This is a genomic window from Aquimarina megaterium XH134 (assembly GCF_000520975.1).
Classification (GTDB): domain Bacteria; phylum Bacteroidota; class Bacteroidia; order Flavobacteriales; family Flavobacteriaceae; genus Aquimarina; species Aquimarina megaterium.
Genome location: NZ_JACB01000060.1, coordinates 1 through 19,435, shown reverse-complemented (window position 1 = coordinate 19,435; position 19,435 = coordinate 1). Strand labels below are relative to the sequence as shown.

Below are 19,435 nucleotides of genomic sequence, written 5' to 3'. Positions count from 1 at the left end.
TCTGTAAAGTTTTCTGGATAGACACAAAACAAGTGATTAATTACACCTGCTGTTTCATGTTTGATTTCAATACGTATTCAGGAAGAATTTCTTATACATTGTGCGACTTAATGATACTATTTCGCCACTTAATAATTCTAAACTATATTTCCCTCCGCCATGTTTAATAACTTTACTAATTTTAGATTTTTCAACAATATATGAACGGTGAACTTTAACAAAACTGTCAGGAAGTATTTTTGTTAGTTTTTCTAAATTTTTGTCGTGTAAAAAGCGACGTTTATCGACTGTAAATATTTCAGAATAGTTGCCTGAAGCTTTAATCCATTCAATATTCTCAATACTAATTAAACTAATCACTTTTTTAGATTTAACAGCTAAATATTTTAGTTTTTCACGATACATACCATTACTATTAAGAAATCGATCAATAGCAATCTTGAATCGTTTTTCTAAAATAGGTTTGCTTATAAAGTCTAAAACACCAAAGTCAAAAGCTATAGATGCTTTTTCTCTGTTTGCTGTAATTATAATTGTCTGGAAAGATGATGACGCAACTAATTTAAGAAGTTCAAAACCATCTTCACCGTTTAAATTAAGGTCTAAGAATAGTAAATCATATACTTCCTCGGTAATACAATACTGCGCGTCATCTAAAGTATGTGATATTTTAACTTTACAGTCTACTATATACTTTTTTGCTAAATCGGAAATGCGGTCAGCAACAAGAGTGACGTCTTCTACAATTAGGACTCTCATACGTTATGTTTTATTTCAATAATAGATTCCCAACCATTTTTAATTTTATTCGAATGTAGTTTCCATTTTCCGGGATAACATTCTTCTAATCTAGCTTCTACATATTTTAGACCTGTACCCGAGGTATGCATTAAATCTGTTTTTTTTATCGCGCTGTCATTAAAAAGATGATACAATATCGAGCTTGATGTTTCTTGCTTACTTAATTCAAAATTAGCATCTTGATTACCCGAATATCCATGAGTAATTCCATTTTCTACAAGAGTATGAATAACTATGGGAGGAATCATTTCATCACCAATAATTCCGTTTACCTTCATCTTATAACTAGCTTTTTGTTGAATGCTCATAATTCTAAGATGCGCTTTACATATTTCAATTTCTTGATGTATCGGAACAAGTTTCTTTTTACTCATTATAGATAATAAATGAAACTCTTCTGATAACGCTTCGATCATTTTACTTGCGGTTTCAGGCTCTTTTGATATCAATTGTTGTAATGACATTAAAGAGTTTATTATAAAATGAGGCAAAATACGCTTTTGTAAAAATTGGTATTCAAGACGTTCTAATTTAAGTTTTGCTTCATTAAGTGATTTTGTTTTATGCAATATCCCTTTTGCTGAAATGAAAATCATAACCAGAGCAAAAATAATCATGCCAAGACTATCTAACTTATAGACTAAAGATGTAATTATAAAATTGCTATATACAAAAGCGTAACTTTCAATACTATTACTATCGTCCAGGTAATTAAAAAGAAATAAAACAAATAGTGATATTGTAATAACAGTTCTGTTTTTCACTCTTTTTAACGAGGCAAGTATGCTCATGACAAAAGGTATAAAGCTTAGAGTAACTGCAATATTAGTGTGAGTCCAAGCAGCAAGAACATAAACTATGATGAAAACTAGAATTGAAAGAAAAAGAGTTTTCTTTTGATATTCATATTCGAAGTATAAAACAAAAAGTAATATGAAATAAGTGATATGTTCTAGCCCACTTCTAAGGGTGTAACTATGTATAAAAGAAGCAGATGAAACAAAACCGTTCCAATACAGCACTTCATAAGCGACTAATACACTATTAATTAAAAATAAAAGAGCTAATAGAAGAAAAACCTTTTTTCTATTTAGAGAAAAATACAGCACTACGTTTATCAGTAAGAAGAAAATGAATACCCCAAAAAACAAAATGGGTGCTGTTGTCATTACAGCTGTGTGTTTTTGAAACGCTTCTAAATTACCGATAGACACATCTCTAAAATTTGCATTTGTTTTATTTTTATAGTTAGTAAATTCTATTTCAATTTTGTTATACCCGTTTACCAGATAATCTTTTGGAATTCTTTTTTTTACTAAGTTTTTACCTCCAATTTTTGATTGAGATATGTTCTCAACTCTTCCATTTCTAAAAAGTAATTTGTCATTTAAATATAGATTAGCAGCATTAACGTTAGTACGAAACTGTATCCAGATATCGCTATTGTTAATTGTTTCTTCTGTAACTTTAAAATCCAGAGTCACATACCAAAGCCCTTCTTCTTTACTTACGTGTTCATAAATACCTTTGGCATTTAGTTTATCTGCAAGAAATTGCTTTGTATTTCCTTTATATAAAGTAGCTATATCAAATGTGCTTAAATCTATAACATTCCCATAGTATTCGGGAATGTTATGAACTGTCTGCGTGCTTAAAAAAAAACTTATGATTAGCAGTAATTTCATTTTTACTTAAAAGTCCAATTTATGATAAAGATACTTCTTCTATATTTATTTAATAATGATATTTATTTCGCTCAATCTGTCCAGAAGCGAGCAACAATCATATCAAATCGACCACCTAAAAAAGTAGTTTGCATTGGGTTTACTGTTGGAAAATCAATCGAATTTGATGCTCCTGAGACAGTTAACGAACCATCAGTTCCTATGGCAAGGCCTTCGAATATATCCTGGCCTTTTCCGCCAATTAAAGTGGAATGACGAAGAAATGATCCGCTTGGATCAAGTATAGCTATAAATGCATCATCGTCACCGCGCAGATTGTTTTCTTGACTATTAATTATAGGGAAATTTTTGGAAGCTGTATTACCCACAATGAATGCATAACCTTTCTCGTTGACTACAAGATTTCTGGGGTTATCATCTTTCTCTCCGCCCAAATAAGTCGAATATACAATCTCTCTTTTATGAAGATTTAATCTAGTGACAAAGGCGTCTCTCACTCCTCCAAAATCAGTTTGAAACGCCTTTGTAGTTGTTGGGTAGTCTACAGAGTTTGTAAATCCCATCATAAATACATTACCCGAAGAGTCAAGATCAATACTGTAAAGCCGTTCGGTTCCTTTCCCTCCCAAATAACTGGCAAAGTTAATGACCGATCTAGTTGGGTCAATTACAGCTAAAAAAGCATCATCTTCTCCTTTGTTTTCACTTTGTATAGCATTTTTAACTGGAAAATTAATTGAGTTGGTTGTCCCAGCAATATAGAGTTGCCCCATACTATCCAATTTGATTGAGAAACCAATATCGTCACCTGACCCTCCTATATAAGTTGATGTCAGCATTTTTCCATTAGGATCAAGAGTAGCAATAAAAGCATCTATTCCTCCAGCCGATTTTGATTGTAAGGCTCCTTCAGAGGTAGGAAAATCTTTAGACTTAGTTCTACCAATAACATGAACATTACCCTGTTGATCAATAGCTATACCTCTACCATCTTCATCTTTACTACCTCCTAAAAAAGTTGACCAAACAACTTTTCCTTTGGAATTAATTTTAACAACAAAAGCATCACTCTTTCCTCCAAAATTTGGTTGAAATCCATTAGGGTTTATTGGGAAATCAGACGAATATGTAGTTCCTACTGCATAGATATTTCCTATAGAATCTGATATGAGTCCCTGGATAGCATCCCATTTTGCCCCACCAAGTTTAGTTAAGTAGGCAACCTCTGTTCCTTTTTTGTTTAGTTTCACAACAAAAGCATCCATTCCTCCACTAAGAGTATATGGATATCGATTAGCTCCAGGTAAATCTGCAGAGCTTGAGTGGCAACCAAGGTATGTATTTCCTTCGGAGTCGACAGCAACAACATCAGCATCATCGGTTCCGTTGCTCCCATAGTATGTCGAATAAAGAGTTGAAGTTGACAATTCTTGACCATACAACTCATCTTTTACAAAAATTAGAACAATCATTATTGCAATTAATAGTTTTTTCATAACATGATTTTTATTTTAAAATCAAAATTAATTATGAAGTACTTATCTATGTAAAGGTAAATGGTGAAAAGCACGAGGATCGTGTGAATATCACATGAAGCTATTCTATGAAAAAGGTATTAGATTAAGTTTAGGGTTGATGCCTTTTTAGGACACAGTTTTAGTGACTGTTCTTAGTATTATTTTTTTCGAGGAAAATTAATTCCAGTTTTTTGTTTATCCTTTGTTTTCTAAATTCTGAATATCCAAGCTTAGTATAGAGTATTAAGTTCCTATCACTTTTATGTCCTGTAAACAGTTCGAAACGCTTTGCAGCCTTAAATTGAGACTCTATTTGATTCATTAATCGTGTTCCTAATCCTTGTTTTCGAAATTCTTTTTTTACAATTAACCTACCAATCTTGCAGGTATCTGAGTCTAAACTTCCTCGAACAGAGCCTATTACTTCTCCATCAGATTCAATTTTTAAGATTTTTTCGTTTTCAAAATCAAGTTCAATTGATGCTAAGGTTTGTGTTAATGGAGGAATTGAAAAATCGTTATATAATTCTGCTTCTTCTAAATAGCAAGCTTTTTGCAATTCTAATATTGATTTAAGATCTTTTTTTTCTGCTAAAGATATCTTCATAACTGAGTTTTATTTCTACTTACAACCCTGCATATGCTAGTAGACATACAATCATTATATACTTATGTGTACTTTATCAATACTAGTTTCTAAAATACCAAAACTATCCTATAAAATCTGATTTTGAAGAATAGTTTTTAAAAATCCTTGATTAAACCTGGATTATATATCTTAACATACTGTGTTTTTAGATTCGGTTTATGCTTTGATACGCTATTCTTTTGTCAAGTCTGATAACCAATACATACCACGAACTGCCGACATGGGAAAAGCTCCACCATGGTTAGCAGATTCAATCACCACAAGCTTTGATGATACATTTGTATAATTTTTGCTTTTCAATATGGAAACAAGACCTTTAGCATGTCCAAGCATACTTTCTTTTTCTAATGCGCCAATTGACACAAAAACATTAGCATTTAGCTCTTTTTGATTCAAGGCGGTAATAGGCTCATGTTCATAAATGTATGATCCGTCTAATAAAGCTCCCGGGCTACCAAGAATGTAGTTTTTAAAAGTGTCTGGTTGTACAAATAATATGTATACTCCAAATTTTGCGCCCATGGAATACCCAAAATAGCTGCGGTTATCGGGGTCAGTTTGATAGTTGTTTTCAACATACTTAATAACATCGTTACGAATGAAATCCAGATGATTACCAGCCTGTCCACGTTGATATTTAGCTTGATGTTCTGGATTACTTGATTTCATTATTGAGTAATCTCGAAATCTACTTGCATGTTCTCCTAATGCACCTAATTTTCCTTTTAGATCTTTTTGCCAGGAAATACCAACCAAAATAGTGTTTTCCATCAGATGCTCGATGGAGCCTGATAATAGTTCGATGTGCTTCAGGGCATCAGTAAAATAAAGCACGGGATATTTGATGTCACCGTTTTCTGAATATCCCTCTGGTAGCTTAACGTAAAGTTCATATTGCCTGTCATTTTTAGTATCCTTTATTGGGATTACCTGTATCCGAGGTAATTCTAAATAAGACTTTTCTACCGTTTGTGTCCCATCGTTTATATTATTTTCTTGAGCAAAGACGGTGTTGAGTGATAAAACACATGTCAATATTAATAATTTCGTTGTTTCCATGTTTCCTTTCCTTATTATAAATGTCTTAATTTCTCATTGTTTAATATTTCAAAATGTTTGGTAACAATGATATATGTGTACTAGTACACATATACTTATTATGTAATCTTGCACACATATTAATAACCGTTTCTAAAAATATCAAAACGATCCTATAAAGTCTTAATTAAATCCATATCATACAATCTAGCATACTAAAATATCCCGCTGTTTTTGATTAGTTCCCTATCACTACTAGTATTCCGATTAGTAAAAGAACTATCCATCCCGGGTGTTTTCCTTTAGTACCTACTAAAACCAAAAGAGACGTCAGGAACATGGTGTATATGATGGACTGTATTATAAAATCAATACTAGTTGATTTTAACTCATTGTATTCTACCGAAATTTTGATCAATACCGCCCCGATACACCAGCCAAATACTGAAGCCAAATGCCAGGTTGCCCATAATATCCTTAAATGCCTTTCTTTTAATGCTTCGCTTTTTTTTGACGGAACCAGGTTTCCTTTTTTTCTTTTGCTATTAAAAATCAAATATTCTCCAAGAATGGAATGAACAATTCCTAAGAAAAAACATAGCATTCCTGCAATACATAAATACGTATTCATTACTTAATTATTAGTGAACTCATCTTAAGTTATGTGTTCGTTCTTTATTTTCCTATCAAAATATGATATTCTGTTGGTATTTCAATTCCTCTATATCCATTTGTTAATCCATAAAATAGTACCAGTGTTACTACAACACCAAGTACAAATATTAAAACAGATTGTTTTCGAGGTGTGAGTCCCAATACATTGTTTTTCATTTTGACGTAATTAATGGCGGAAATATGACCAAAAAACGAAAGTATACCAAGCCCGTAATAGGGTATGAAAAATAGATTTATCGGAAAAGTATTCAACCCTGCTACTCCAAAATAAATATTGGTATCTAAATCTAAAAAAAACCTACCTGTGAATACTGCCCCAAGATGAAACACAAAGAAAACGGCTAGATATAATCCGCTCCATACTTGTAATTTTTCGAAAAACCCAGTGGTATTTTTTCTCCTTCTTAAAAATAGTCGTATCCCAGAAAAAATCTGAATGAACACTGCTATCAACAAAAGAGTTTCGGCAAAAACATTTCTATAAACCCAACGAAATTTATCCATTAATCGGATGTGCTCCTCTACCCCAAAAAGACTATAACTATGGTTAAACAAGTGAAAGCTTATAAAAATTGTAATTATAACCCCCGAGATATAATGAATTCGATTCATCATTTTTTTCACAAAGGTCAATCTAAATTATAACGTATCATTTGATTTATATCAAATTCGGTTTTTAGGCTTTCGTATTCTGCTTAATGTTTCTTAGTGTGATCCCAATATACGAGGCGATATGTGCAAACGGCAGCTTAGGTTTTGTGTCAATCTCCTATTTTTTCTTTCCAATTAATAAAAGGGAATCTGCTTCCTCAAATTCTGTATAATTCATTATCAAGAGTATTTCAAAATAATCCTCAAAAAAGTCTCTTAATGATTTTTTTGTATGATAGTTTACAAAAAGGCCTTTGAAAATTTCTGAACCTTCTCCTTTCCAAAATGAATGACAAATAATTCCGCCTGATTTCAAAATATCATGCTGCCTCTTAATTGAATTTTTAAGTTCACTATCTTTCAAGTGATGCATTACTTTATTAGAGTATATTCCATTATATTTTTCATCTGTATTTAACGTAACAGCGTCTAAATCAAGAAATCTACCCGAAGGATAGCTTGAAATAAGGTGCTTTAGGAATTCATTAGAATTGTCTGAGCCAGTAACCTTGTAATCTTTATTAAGAATATTCCAATCAGTTCCTGGCCCTGTTCCAATTTCAAGTAGAGTAGAATCGGATGGTAAGAACTCTTTAAATTTTTCAATCAGCTCACCTCCATTCACCTCTTTTGCTAATCTGATATATTCTTCAACAGAATCTTTAGTTTTATAATATTCTTCTTTCATTTTTATTTTCTATATACTACAATACATTAAAGATAAGTGTTGTTGCAGTTTAATCGGTTTAAAATAACCAAATTCGTAATTAATTCTGGTTTTTCCTACCTCCGATTGTAAATCCAATAGACAGTCCTAAATAGCCACTATCTACTGTTCCTATGATTTGGCCACTCGGTAGTTCTATATCTGCTTTCGGAATAAGATTATATTCTAATCCAAGTCTTGTTTTACCAAATTCAAATCCTCCTCTTAATAGAAAACCTATCTGGTTATTAACACTTCCTTCTAACACATCTGCAGAGCCAACTGGGGAAACATCGATATAGCTCAACAAATAATATCCTACCCCTAAACCTACATAAGGACGATAATTATTTTCATTTAAGTAATAATCGAAAGTCGGTACAAACGAAATGACGGCATTATCAGATTGATCATCAATATTAAATTGAGCACTATCATTATTTTCAAATTTTTGAGAATTTAATGCAACCCCAAATCTTAATCCGATAACCTTATTTTCTGAAATTTTAATTTTGGGTTCAACATTAAGTAATAATTCTAAATTTCCGGATTCTGAAAATAAGAGAATCCCAGGTTCTATCCGAAAAGTTATATTACTATTTTCTTGAGCATTTAGATTGAATAAACAGAATACTAAGGTTATAAGTACTAACTTTTGCTTAGGTATAGACCAACTCATTTGTTTTGTAACGATTTAAGTTGAAAACGTTTGTTATCTTAAGTTATTGAGTACATCACTCATTATATAGTTATAGCTAATCGTTTGTGTCCTGATTATCTGGAAAAGCCTTTTCAAACCTAGTTTTACTTTCTCCTGTTAAATATTTTTTAGCTAATAGAATTATGGCATCTGGTCCTTTGTTTACCCATTTCACCAGATTCTCATCATTCCCTTTTGCCTCTAATGCGAGCCATACAGCAACTGGCATAGCACCCCATTTTTTTTTCATAGGACCTCTAGATAGGTTTGCGTGCAAATTGTTTTCTTCTTCCCTTGTAAGGTTTGACTGTGTAGATACTTTAATGATTTTTTCAGTAAATATTGGATACAAATTTTTAAAAGTATTTTTTGATGTCATGGATAAAGAATCTCCTACAGGAAACCATTTAGTAGACATCGAACGATACATCCCAAAACCTTCCATTACGCATTCCCACAAAATCTGATCTTTAAATGTATCGAGTTTTAAGTTGTTTTCCTTTGCCCATTGTTTATGAAGTAAATGTGTAAATTCGTGTGCAAATATACGGTCAATTCGATTGTCATTAGCAGGTTTTTTTGCAGATCCGTATTCTCTGTGTAATGCATTTACATCGAGACAAACAGTTTTATTTTTATAGGTAAAAGCATCATCACCTCCTTGATATCCTAAAAGGATAGAAATGGTGTCTTTAAGTTTGATATTCTGAAAAGGTACTTTTAGTGAGTCTCTAAAAGTATTCCATTTAGTTGCTTTGGATTCAATTAAGTTGATCCAATCTTGTTCTTCTTCTGTTATTTGTTTAATCACATTTGATAGAGAGTCAAGTATAGCAGCATTCTTCCTGCTTACTAATACATTTTTCCATTCATTAGATATCTGATTAGAATTAACACCTAATTTAACCTTTATAACTCTGGTGTCTTCAACTTTACTGATTGAAGAGTTCTTTATTACTTCTTTATCATCTGAAATAGTTTCTTTTTTCGAGTTTGAGTTACAACTTATTAATAAAATTGAAATAAGAGTAAGGAAGTAAATACTTAAGTTTTTCATTTGATTGATTGATTGATTCTAAATATCAGAGTTTAAAAACTTATTTATGTTACACAATCCTTGTGAATCTTTTTTGATGAATTAGATAGAGTTCACGTTCTTAGAAAGTTATTTGTTTCTTATTTTTTGAGAGCTTGAATACAGAAATCCTATTATAAATTATTACTAACGTTTTGTATAAGAAACGTAGGGCGGTTAATTAACGATATTTTTTAGATTGGCACTAAATCAAATATAAATATTTCGCTTTTATCATTTTTTTGCAAATGTCTAATTAAAGATTTGGCGACTTAGTAAATTTCGAAGCCTTTCAAACTATCTTAAACCATCCTACGTTTTTATACATTGCTGGCTATTGGCTTTATTTTTTCTCTATTATTGCAGGTAATATATATTCCTTCATCATTTTGTCTGCATTAGCATGAGCATTTGGATTGTTATATGCAGAAGAAGTAATAACAACAACAAAAGGAATGTTTTTAAAGATAAAAATCTTATTCCCACCTCTACCACTACAAAAAGAAACTGGGTAATCTTTGCCATTAATGGTATATATTTTATTCCAGAAAAGGTAGCCGTAGTAGCCATCTTTTATACCAGCATAGGCTTGTGATACTTGTTTTGATACACTTTTCTCTACCCATTTTTCTGTTATAATTTGTTTGCCATTCCATTTTCCTTTGTTTTTATATAATTGCCCATACTTAGCAAAGTCGATGGCTCTTAACTGTATTCCGCCGGCGGTATTACCGATTTTTTGTGGTGTGTATTGCCATTTATAATTGGTAATATTAAGTGGTTCAAATAATTTTTTATCTGCATAAGAAATTAACCCTTCAGGAACAGATTTATGAATGATATCTCCTAAGATCACAACTCCAGCAGTAAAATAAGTGAAATCTTTTCCTATTGTTTTATCTTTCTGCATTGGTAAATCAAGTGAAAATTTAACCCAGTTATCGGTTGGATACATATTTTCTTCATTTCCTAAACTATTGTAATCACTATCATCACCAAGAAATCCCGAACTCATAGTTAGAAGAGATTTTAATGTTACAGAATCTTTCTTACTGCTATAATTTTTAAAGGATTTTAATTTGTAAAAATCTTTTAAAAATGCATTTTCACTATTGATATGGTTTTCTTTAATAGCAATCCCCAGCACTGTAGATGCAAATGATTTCCCTACAGATCTTGAGTTGTGTAAACTATTTCTGTCTTCACCATTAAAATATTCTTCTATTAAAAGCTTGTTTTCTTTTATAACGACAACTCCATTAATATTTTCGAATCTTTTTTCAGCTATTTTCCTATTTAGTGCTTCTATTTTGTGACGATCAAAACTATCTTTAGATAATTGCCAACCACTATCGGGCTGTATTTTTTGAACTGGTATTAGACTTTCGTCTATAGCAATTTTGGCCACTTCGATCGTTATATTTCCTTTGGCTAAAATCGCCCCTACTTTTAGCGTTTCTTCTTTTAAATAGGGTCTTACTTCAATAGTTAAAGAATGGTTGCCTTCTACGAGAACATCTTGCCCTCCACTTAATTTCATAAACTTTAGCCACATAAACCAACCCCAAAAATCAATCTGTTCGGGATACATTAACGGAACCATATGTTTAAGTTTGGTTGTCTTAGCATCTATAGTTCCTGCACCTTTGTTTAAATTTTCTACATGAACTTTTTTGCCATCTACTAAAAACGAAAATTGAAAATTCCCTTTATTCAATAATTGATCTTGTGATAAGCCTGGAGCTAATAATTTAAGGCTTTCAATAAGAGGTTTATCTAATGTAAAATGAATGTTCAGAAACTCATCTTTATTAAGTGTAAAACTATTGACATAGTTATTTGGTGTAGGTTTATTTTTTTTAAAGTCAACCTTTGAAAAGAATAGATTCTCAATTTCATTTGTTTGAGAATTTTTTGGTGTTGAACTTTTACTAGTATTGCATGCTACGATGAAGCAAACAATAAGTACTAAACAATTTGATTTCATTTTTGATTTCATGTTTGATTGATAATTGAATTATTCAACAAACATAGATCTACCAGGGCTTACAAAAGCTCCATATTATAGAATGGGACTCATTTAACGCTATTGAGAGTCTTTTTTTATTGATTTCTTATAATGCAAAGGAGTAATGCCCTTAATATTTTTAAAGACTCTGTTAAAAGTTGTTTTTGAATTAAAACCACACTCAAAAGACAAACCTAGTAAGGTTATGTGATCATAATTACCACTATGTAATTTTTCGATAATAGCATTTACACGATATTCATTTACAAAATCCGAGAAATTTTTATCCAAACCATCGTTTATTACTTTAGACAAAATATTGGGGTGCATATTAAGACTTTCTGCTAAAGACTTTAATGTCAATTCTGAGTTAAGATAAAAACGATTAGCTACCATTTGTTCTTTTAACCAAGATGCTTTTTTGTAGATTTCTTCAGATGGTTTTTCTTTATCAATACTATTTTCTCTATTAGCCTCGAGTAAAATTACTTCTGGTCTTAAAAAAGCTTCTGCACTAATCCAAATAGTGATAATAGACAGTACTGCATAAATTGGGTAATAATCACTTATGCCTAACTGAAAATTAAACACTACATAATCAATAATAGTATAAGGTGTCCATAAAAACCAAAGTACAGCAAATACGATAATCAACCTATATAACCACCTTAAGCTATATGCATCATTATTGCTGTAATTTTTATTTAACCATGTATGATAAACTTTAATTTCTTTTAGGGCATATAAACAATAGGTTACTATAGAAATGATTGCAAAAAACTGAACAACAGGCATTAATTGAAGATAGGTATTCGTTTCTATACCAATAGTATTATTAACAAGTGCATCACGACTAATCATAAAATGTATTGCGAGTTCTAGTACTAATGGCAAAAAATGAATGCTGTCTTTTTTAGAAAGACGGTAACCAAAATTGGTTATTTTTTTTACATATAAATATAATAATGGTCCGAGAGCTAAAGAGTAATTTAATGGTATTAAATAAAAATGTGGTATATAATTAGTGATTTGAAAATCCAAACTTAATATCCAAATATTCCAAAAAACAATAATAAAAGTAACTAAGCCAAGTAGTACATTAGCTTTTTTATTTATTCGCTTAGTAAAAATAAGTAATAGTCCAAATGTGATTCCTATAAATATAGACGCTATTATAATAAGGTTGAAAATATTTAAATTGAATTCGCACATTATATAATGGTTCGGTTACAAAAAGAAATTCCAAACCAAACCAAAGCGCAATACAGCATCACGTGTTGCATATCCTGGTGCAGAAAACTCGTTGTTTTGTCTAAAGGCTTCGCCAAAGTTTTCGACTTTAAAAAAGATTCTTGTCTGTCGTACCTTGGCATTAAAAAAGATATCAAACTGAGGGTAACCACCAATCTCTTCGGTATTTTGAACATAAAACTCGGACAACACAGGATCGTATGCATCTGCTTTATAGCTTGTAAAATATTTAAAAGTGACTCCTGTTTGTAAATACAATGCTTTTTTAAACCAGTGATCGTGATAATACAAACTGTTTCTGGTGGTAATTTCGGGTACATTATATATTTGATCTCCTCCCTGAATGTTTTGATACATTACGGTATTATCAAGACCTAGTTTCCAGTATTTAAGTCCCTGTGAAAGTTTTACCTTCAATACATCAATACTTTCTGGAGCTTGTAGGGGTACAATTGCAGAATTGGCATTCTTTGTAAAATAGGTATACTTACTAATTGTAGCATAGCTCGCTTCTACTTCGGCAATTTTCCTGGCTTTGATATTAACCTGTATTTTTTGAGTTTCGGTATTATCAAAATTATTTTGCCAGTTATAGTTTACATAATCACTTTGGTAGAGTAAAAAATTATAATTGGGAGCAACAGATGTAGAACTTACTTTGGCCTGGATACCATAGTTATCATTAAGGTCATACCCTGCACCTGCATTAAAATAATTTCCTGTAAAATCACCAGAAACAATGGTCATTCCGTCTGCAAACAGCTTAAATCCTTTATAGGTATTCTTATACTCACCCCCAACAGAATATATATCTCCTTTAATACGATTTGTTATATTTATTTGAGCACCAGAACTGTTTACCTGATTTACAATTGCATTATACCCGTAGTTATAATTAGAGCTTCCACCCAGTACACGCAGATTCCCCAACCACTTATTGGTAAAATCTACAAATACCTGATTACTAAAATCTTCTAAAGCTACATTATCAGAAATATTTGTAGCTACATAGGATGCCCCCAAGAGATTATTGGGAGCAATTGCTGCCTGATCATATTTAAATCTCTTATCTGTAAGATCCATTATATGTCCTACCGACAATGCTGTAGAAGAACTATCTGTTTTTTTAAGTATTGCGTATTCGTGATTTAGATAAAATCGTTTTCCTAGTAATATACTTTCGGCATTTTGAAAATTAACAGACACCGAACCTCGATCTGCAAATTCATCTTCTTCTCCAACAAAATTGCCTGTACCCAAATACTGATTTAGCCCTTCTTCTGATAATCCTCCGTTTTCTTCATTAAGCAAATCTTGTGATACAAAATGTGTACGTACTCTATACCGGTCATTTTTGGTCGAATAACTAGCTGTAGCTCTAAAATTACCTGTACTCGTTAGAGCATGTTGATATTTTCCCAAAGACCTTACACCTTTATAGGCAATCGAAAGATTAAGTCTTGGTGAAGTATTTACCGTAAAAAAAGCATCTAGTTGCTGCCCTTGTTCAAAGGTAGTTCTAAAATACAACTCGGTAAGCGGGGTAGGTACCTGGTAGTACTTTATATCTTCGGCTTCCATAAAATTGAAATGCCTGGCCCTGGCTCCCATTAGTGGTAATATATGATCTCTTTCTTCTCGCTTAGCTAAACTATTATAGGTTTGCCCAACATTATGAATAGGAAGTAACTCAAAATCATCTCTACGCAGATAATTAAACTTATAATCCTTTAGTATCGTTAATGTTGTATCCTGATACGTTGTATCATTTTTTATCGTAATGATCTTATATTCTGTAACCGGTGGCTTCTTTTTTTTAGTCTTTGGCTGTCTTAACGATTTTCTGGGTTCTTGAGATCCATCTCCTCTTGCATTAGAAGCATCGCCTACTCTCTCCTGATCTCTTTGTGCCCACATCATCGAAACCGATAACAGTGCAACTATAAATATTATGTTTTTTCTCATTAGAATGCTAAACTGTGGCAAAAATATACTTTTTTAACGAAAGTAAATGATACTCATTGTTTGTATAAATTAACTTTTTTATTGAACCCGTTATTACTTAATGATTTTAATAATATGATTCTTATTAGAAGACTGATCACAAAGCTATGGTGTTACATTTAATTTTTAAGAATACGTTTAACCCACATTATGCCTCATAACGAAGTTCTAATGCATAATGCGGGTTTAACAAGAGTACTCTTTACCATACAAATAGGTTATTTATAAAAAAGGAATACCCATTAAAATTACATTTAATGGGTATCTCAATCAATAGTATTGGGGGCGAGAGGACAAATTCAATCCAACTTAAATCTTTTGGTTATAGTTAGTATTATAGTTTAGGATATCGTTTTTTCACCATTTAATTACTTACTGTATTCATATCCATACAGTATTGTTATCTATTTAGATTCTACCCAATTAGCACCATCAGTGCTCATCCAAACATCGTTTTGACCATCGCCAGTCAGTCCTACTCCTCCTATGATCCACATTTTATTATTAAAGATCACTGAACTAGAGCGTATCTTTTCTGAAGAGGGAGCGACACCTATCGCTTCTGTCCAGATAATGCCATCAGTACTACTCCAAACATCATTTTTTGAGTCATAATCCTGCCCTCCGATAAGCCACATTTTATTATTAAAGACCAGAGAAGTAGCGCCAGATCTACTTTCCCAAGAAGCATCATTTGTGGCTTCTGTCCAGGTGATACCATCTTCACTATACCAAACATCACTAAGATAAGGATGTCCGCTAATCACCCACATTTTATTATTAAAGACCAACGAAGTATGGAAACTTCTCTCTGAAAAAGCAGCTTTATTTGTTGCTTCTATCCAGGTAAGACCATCTTCACTATACCAAACATCATTTTTTTCTTCACCATTATTATCATAACGCCCGCCGATTACCCAAATCTTGTTATCAAAGACTACAGATGTATGATGCTCTCTAGCCGAAAAAGCGGCATGTTCTGTAACTTGTACCCAGGTAATACCATCGATACTAGACCAAACATCGTTTTTATTATCTCCACCAATAATCCACATTTTATCTTTAAACACCACCGAAGTATGGCCATTCCTATCATCTGCAGGGTCATCATTTTGTCCTATAGTTTGTGTCCAGTTAAGACCATCGGCACTGTACCAAGCACCAACACTAGGGTATCCAGCAATGACCCAAATCTTATTATCAAAGATTACAGATGTATGCTTACTTGTTTTTGGAAATCTAGTATTTGTTACAGTGGTAAAACTAAAAGTTTCGCTTTCTCTAGAATCACCATGACTATCCTTGGCTATTATCTTCCAATAGTATTTAGTTCCTAAACTTAATGCCTCATACACTCTCTGAAAGGTATCTTCAATATTTTCTTCTAATACCGTTGTGAGGTTTTCTTCTGTACCTAAATACAGATCGTAAGTTACCGTATCACCATCTGCATCTGTAGCGGCTTCCCAGTAAAAACGAGGTAATACATCTACATCTATTGCGTTATCTTCTACCTCTGTCAAAGAAAATGCTGAAGGTGGAGTGTTTGGTGTAGTAGTAAAACTAAAAATTTTACTTTCTGTAGCACCTTTATTATCATCTTTAGCAATTACTTTCCAATAGTATTGGGTAATACCATCCAAAAGTTCTGTTATTTTAAAATGAGTATCTTTTATATTTCCTGCATATAGTGTTGTTGGATTTGCCTGGGTATCTAAATACAAATCATAAGTTACCGTATCACCATCTGCATCTGTAGCGGCTTCCCAGCTAAAATCAGGAAGTCTCTCTACATTTGTAGCCTTATCTGTAACTGCAATCAAAGAGAATGCGGCGGGTGGAGTATTTGGTTTTGTGTTATCATCATCTTTACTGCAAGACATAAAAAGAATGCTGCATAGTAGTAGAATATAGATTAATTTAATGCTGTTATTTTTCATGATTTTAGTTTCATATTTATTTTGACTGGTCAAAATAACTAAAGTCTACGCTCACTATTGATTCAATAAACAGCTCTAATCGGTCAATTACGTTATAAAGAAATTTCTGCAGATGATTGATACTCAATAATCGGTCAAGAAGCATCACAAATCGTTCAAAATGCTCTTATACAAATAGATACTTTTGTGACTTGAAGAATTATTATAGCTTTGATAACTTAACCACAAACCAGGTATTATACATGAGGTTATCTAATATGGTATCGTTTTTTCTAAAAGCATTACAATTTGGTGGTGACCCAAAAATGCATTCTATAGAACTGAAAAAAATTAGATTCTTTAATTTTTTTTGTTATTGTTGGTATGTCATCGCTCTTTTTTGCATTATCTATGTTGCTCAGTTTTCTTCTCAAAGCTATGAAGACAAACTAATTTTCAGCATTATTCATTTGACTTATATCATTATAATACTTGCCATACAAATAATACATGGTTTTTCATTTTTAGACACAGCAAGAGTCTTATTTATGTTCGCACTAATTTCTGTTGTTTTTGTTTCTACCAACATTTATCCCAAAAAACAGATTTATGAATTTGATTATTTATTTATTCCCCTAAGTGTACTGCTGTTTATTGATCAAAAAAGGGTTAATTATTTTATTATCTCTCTAACTTTTATGTGTTATTTACTGCCTCATTTTTATAACGATGGAATTGATTTCCTTAAGTTGTATAAAGGTTTATTCTTTGTTCTTTTTTTCATCGCAGTTAATTACTTTAAGAATATTAATTTGCAAAGTCAAAAGGTCATGAAAGAAACGAACCAAGAGTTAGATGACCTAAATAGATTTCAGTCCCAGTTTTTTATTAATATATCACATGAATTACGCACTCCTATTACACTTTTAAAAGGGCATATTGATGCTCTAAAAACCTTTGACGATACAGAAATTCAATACATAGAAAAGGGGATGGGTCGGCAAGTGCAGAAAATAACCACTATGATAAATGATGTTTTAGATTTGGCTAAAATGGAATCTAAAAACTTCAACTTAAGATCAAAACCCGTAAACATCTCACACTTATTAGAAAGAATCTCTCTGAATTTTGCTCCTCTTTTTAAGCAAAAAGAGATTCGTTTTAATATACAGCAACATAAAAAGACATATAGAACAATGGGAGATTCTATGCTTCTGGAAAGGGCTTTTAATAATATTATTATTAATGCTATAAAGTATACTGATAAAGGTGGAGAAATAAGCATCAAGATTCAACAAAAAGCAGGCAATCTTAACATTTTTATTAAAGATACAGGAATAGGTATTTCTAAAAGAGACCAGGAAAAAATATTTAATAAATTTTATCAGGCTGATAACGACATCAACAATGCCGGAGGAAGTGGTGTAGGACTTGCATTCTGTAATCAAATCATAGAACTTCACAAAGGAAAAACAACAGTAAAAAGTATTTTAGGTCAAGGGGCTCGTTTTAAAATCTCCTTACCCGCAATAGAGCATCTAGAACTCATCGATTCCTTAGAAGAAACCATTACTGTAACGGGTCAATCCTTATTTGAACAAAATGAAAGCGATATAATAAAAGGTGTATTTTTATTGGTAGATGATCATAAAGAAATGCGAGATTATCTTAAACAATTATTACACCCTTGTTTTTGTTTAGAAGCCGAAAATGGTATCGAGGCGCTGGAGCTGTTAGAAAAAGAATCTATAGATTGTATTATCACTGATTATATGATGCCCAAAATGGATGGTTTAGAGTTTGTACAAAACCTCAAAAAGAAACAAATACACATCCCAACAATGATGTTAACGGCTCGTGGCAGCACAAAAAGTAAACTAGAAGTGCTACGCCTGGGTATTGATGATTATCTACAAAAACCATTTGAAAAGGAAGAGCTATTGATACGCATCAAAAATATGCTTGCTAATCAAAAATCTAAATTAAATTATATAAAGAACACAAAGGCTATTGCACCAGAAAGTGAAAACATTACAAATTGGCTGTTACTAATAAAAAACTATGTGTATCAAGAATGTAGTACTCCTCACTTTAACCAGGAAAGTATTGTAAATCATTTTCATATTTCTAAAAGTTCGTTTTATCGAAAAATTAAAAGTGAAACCGGTCTAACGCCAAATGAGTTTATTACAGAAATAAAACTGCAAAAGGCCCGAAATATCATAGAAAACGATACAGACGTATCTGTAAAGAAACTAGCTTTAGAGGTAGGTTTTTCTCATACTTCTTATTTTAGTAAACTATTTTACAAAAGATTTGGTTGTCAACCTCATCAAATGGGAAATGCTGAATAATACCATTTCTCAAGATTCTTACAACCGGTTAAAAACAAGAATCGGGGTAAAAAACTCCACCAGTGATGTAAACCGATGGAGTTACAACCGAAGAGAGACAACTCATATCCTCTTCATTTTGAATACAACTCTGAATTTCTTTTAAAGTAAACTCGCTTAAACGAATTCATTCTATCTTTTCTATAATAACGGTCTCCTCTGTACAATTTTCTACACGGCTGTAAATTTTTACTATAAGGTAATCATAGTTATCTTGGTCATTAGAAGAAGGAGTCCTCTTATACTGCCTAGTTTCGCCGGGTTTTATAATAGCATCAATGCCGAAAGACACCAAAGACCCACCAGCTCCTACATCATCGCTATTGCCAAATTGATCATCTTTTGACAGGTAGTTTTGTACGC

General features: G+C 32.0%; 16 protein-coding genes. 1 reads left to right on the top strand and 15 read right to left on the bottom strand.

The window, feature by feature from the left end; translation table 11 throughout:
* Nucleotides 1-66: 66 nt before the first annotated feature.
* From Z053_RS0124680 to Z053_RS0124615, 14 genes are all read right to left on the bottom strand, one after another.
* The gene (locus Z053_RS0124680; RefSeq protein ID WP_025667636.1) at nt 67-759 is read right to left on the bottom strand and encodes a LytR/AlgR family response regulator transcription factor; all 693 of its coding nucleotides are present in this window, start codon (nt 757-759) and stop codon (nt 67-69) included.
* The gene (locus Z053_RS0124675) at nt 756-2,486 is read right to left on the bottom strand and encodes a histidine kinase (protein ID WP_025667635.1); all 1,731 of its coding nucleotides are present in this window, start codon (nt 2,484-2,486) and stop codon (nt 756-758) included. Before Z053_RS0124675 ends, Z053_RS0124680 begins: the two co-directional genes overlap by 4 nt.
* A 71-nt stretch (nt 2,487-2,557) precedes the next feature.
* Entirely contained in the window at nt 2,558-3,982 is a 1,425-nt protein-coding gene (locus Z053_RS0124670; RefSeq protein ID WP_025667634.1) for an SBBP repeat-containing protein, read from the bottom strand.
* Between the two features lie 160 nt (nt 3,983-4,142).
* Nucleotides 4,143-4,610 carry a GNAT family N-acetyltransferase gene (locus tag Z053_RS0124665; RefSeq protein ID WP_025667633.1) on the bottom strand — a complete coding sequence of 156 codons (468 nt, stop codon included), beginning with the start codon at nt 4,608-4,610 and terminating at the stop codon, nt 4,143-4,145.
* A 213-nt stretch (nt 4,611-4,823) separates the two neighbouring features.
* On the bottom strand, nt 4,824-5,711 hold the full coding sequence (locus Z053_RS0124660; protein ID WP_025667632.1) for an alpha/beta hydrolase: 888 nt from the start codon (nt 5,709-5,711) through the stop codon (nt 4,824-4,826).
* A gap of 217 nt (nt 5,712-5,928) precedes the next feature.
* The gene (locus tag Z053_RS0124655; RefSeq protein ID WP_025667631.1) at nt 5,929-6,321 is read right to left on the bottom strand and encodes a hypothetical protein; all 393 of its coding nucleotides are present in this window, start codon (nt 6,319-6,321) and stop codon (nt 5,929-5,931) included.
* Nucleotides 6,322-6,365: 44 nt separating this feature from the next.
* Nucleotides 6,366-6,980 (bottom strand): hypothetical protein, encoded by a 615-nt coding sequence (locus Z053_RS0124650; RefSeq protein WP_206539225.1) that lies wholly within the window; start codon nt 6,978-6,980, stop codon nt 6,366-6,368.
* A 154-nt stretch (nt 6,981-7,134) separates the two neighbouring features.
* A complete protein-coding gene (locus Z053_RS0124645; protein WP_025667629.1) occupies nt 7,135-7,704 on the bottom strand; it encodes a class I SAM-dependent methyltransferase in 570 nt (189 codons plus the stop codon).
* Between the two features lie 79 nt (nt 7,705-7,783).
* Entirely contained in the window at nt 7,784-8,401 is a 618-nt protein-coding gene (locus Z053_RS0124640) for a hypothetical protein (RefSeq protein WP_025667628.1), read from the bottom strand.
* 76 nt (nt 8,402-8,477) lie between these two features.
* A complete protein-coding gene (locus tag Z053_RS0124635) occupies nt 8,478-9,479 on the bottom strand; it encodes a hypothetical protein (protein WP_025667627.1) in 1,002 nt (333 codons plus the stop codon).
* Between the two features lie 361 nt (nt 9,480-9,840).
* A complete protein-coding gene (locus Z053_RS0124630) occupies nt 9,841-11,484 on the bottom strand; it encodes a serine hydrolase domain-containing protein (protein WP_152538392.1) in 1,644 nt (547 codons plus the stop codon).
* Between the two features lie 99 nt (nt 11,485-11,583).
* On the bottom strand, nt 11,584-12,717 hold the full coding sequence (locus tag Z053_RS0124625) for a helix-turn-helix domain-containing protein (RefSeq protein ID WP_025667625.1): 1,134 nt from the start codon (nt 12,715-12,717) through the stop codon (nt 11,584-11,586).
* Between the two features lie 15 nt (nt 12,718-12,732).
* Entirely contained in the window at nt 12,733-14,721 is a 1,989-nt protein-coding gene (locus Z053_RS0124620; protein ID WP_025667624.1) for a putative porin, read from the bottom strand.
* 443 nt (nt 14,722-15,164) lie between these two features.
* Nucleotides 15,165-16,700 carry a Kelch repeat-containing protein gene (locus tag Z053_RS0124615; RefSeq protein ID WP_152538391.1) on the bottom strand — a complete coding sequence of 512 codons (1,536 nt, stop codon included), beginning with the start codon at nt 16,698-16,700 and terminating at the stop codon, nt 15,165-15,167.
* An 809-nt stretch (nt 16,701-17,509) separates the two neighbouring features.
* Here Z053_RS0124615 and Z053_RS0124610 point away from each other — a divergent pair.
* Nucleotides 17,510-19,033 carry a hybrid sensor histidine kinase/response regulator transcription factor gene (locus Z053_RS0124610; protein WP_160170145.1) on the top strand — a complete coding sequence of 508 codons (1,524 nt, stop codon included), beginning with the start codon at nt 17,510-17,512 and terminating at the stop codon, nt 19,031-19,033.
* Nucleotides 19,034-19,199: 166 nt separating this feature from the next.
* Here the strand turns inward: Z053_RS0124610 and Z053_RS31660 are convergent.
* The coding region (locus Z053_RS31660; RefSeq protein ID WP_035096760.1) for a hypothetical protein at nt 19,200-19,435 on the bottom strand (236 nt) is incomplete at its 5' end.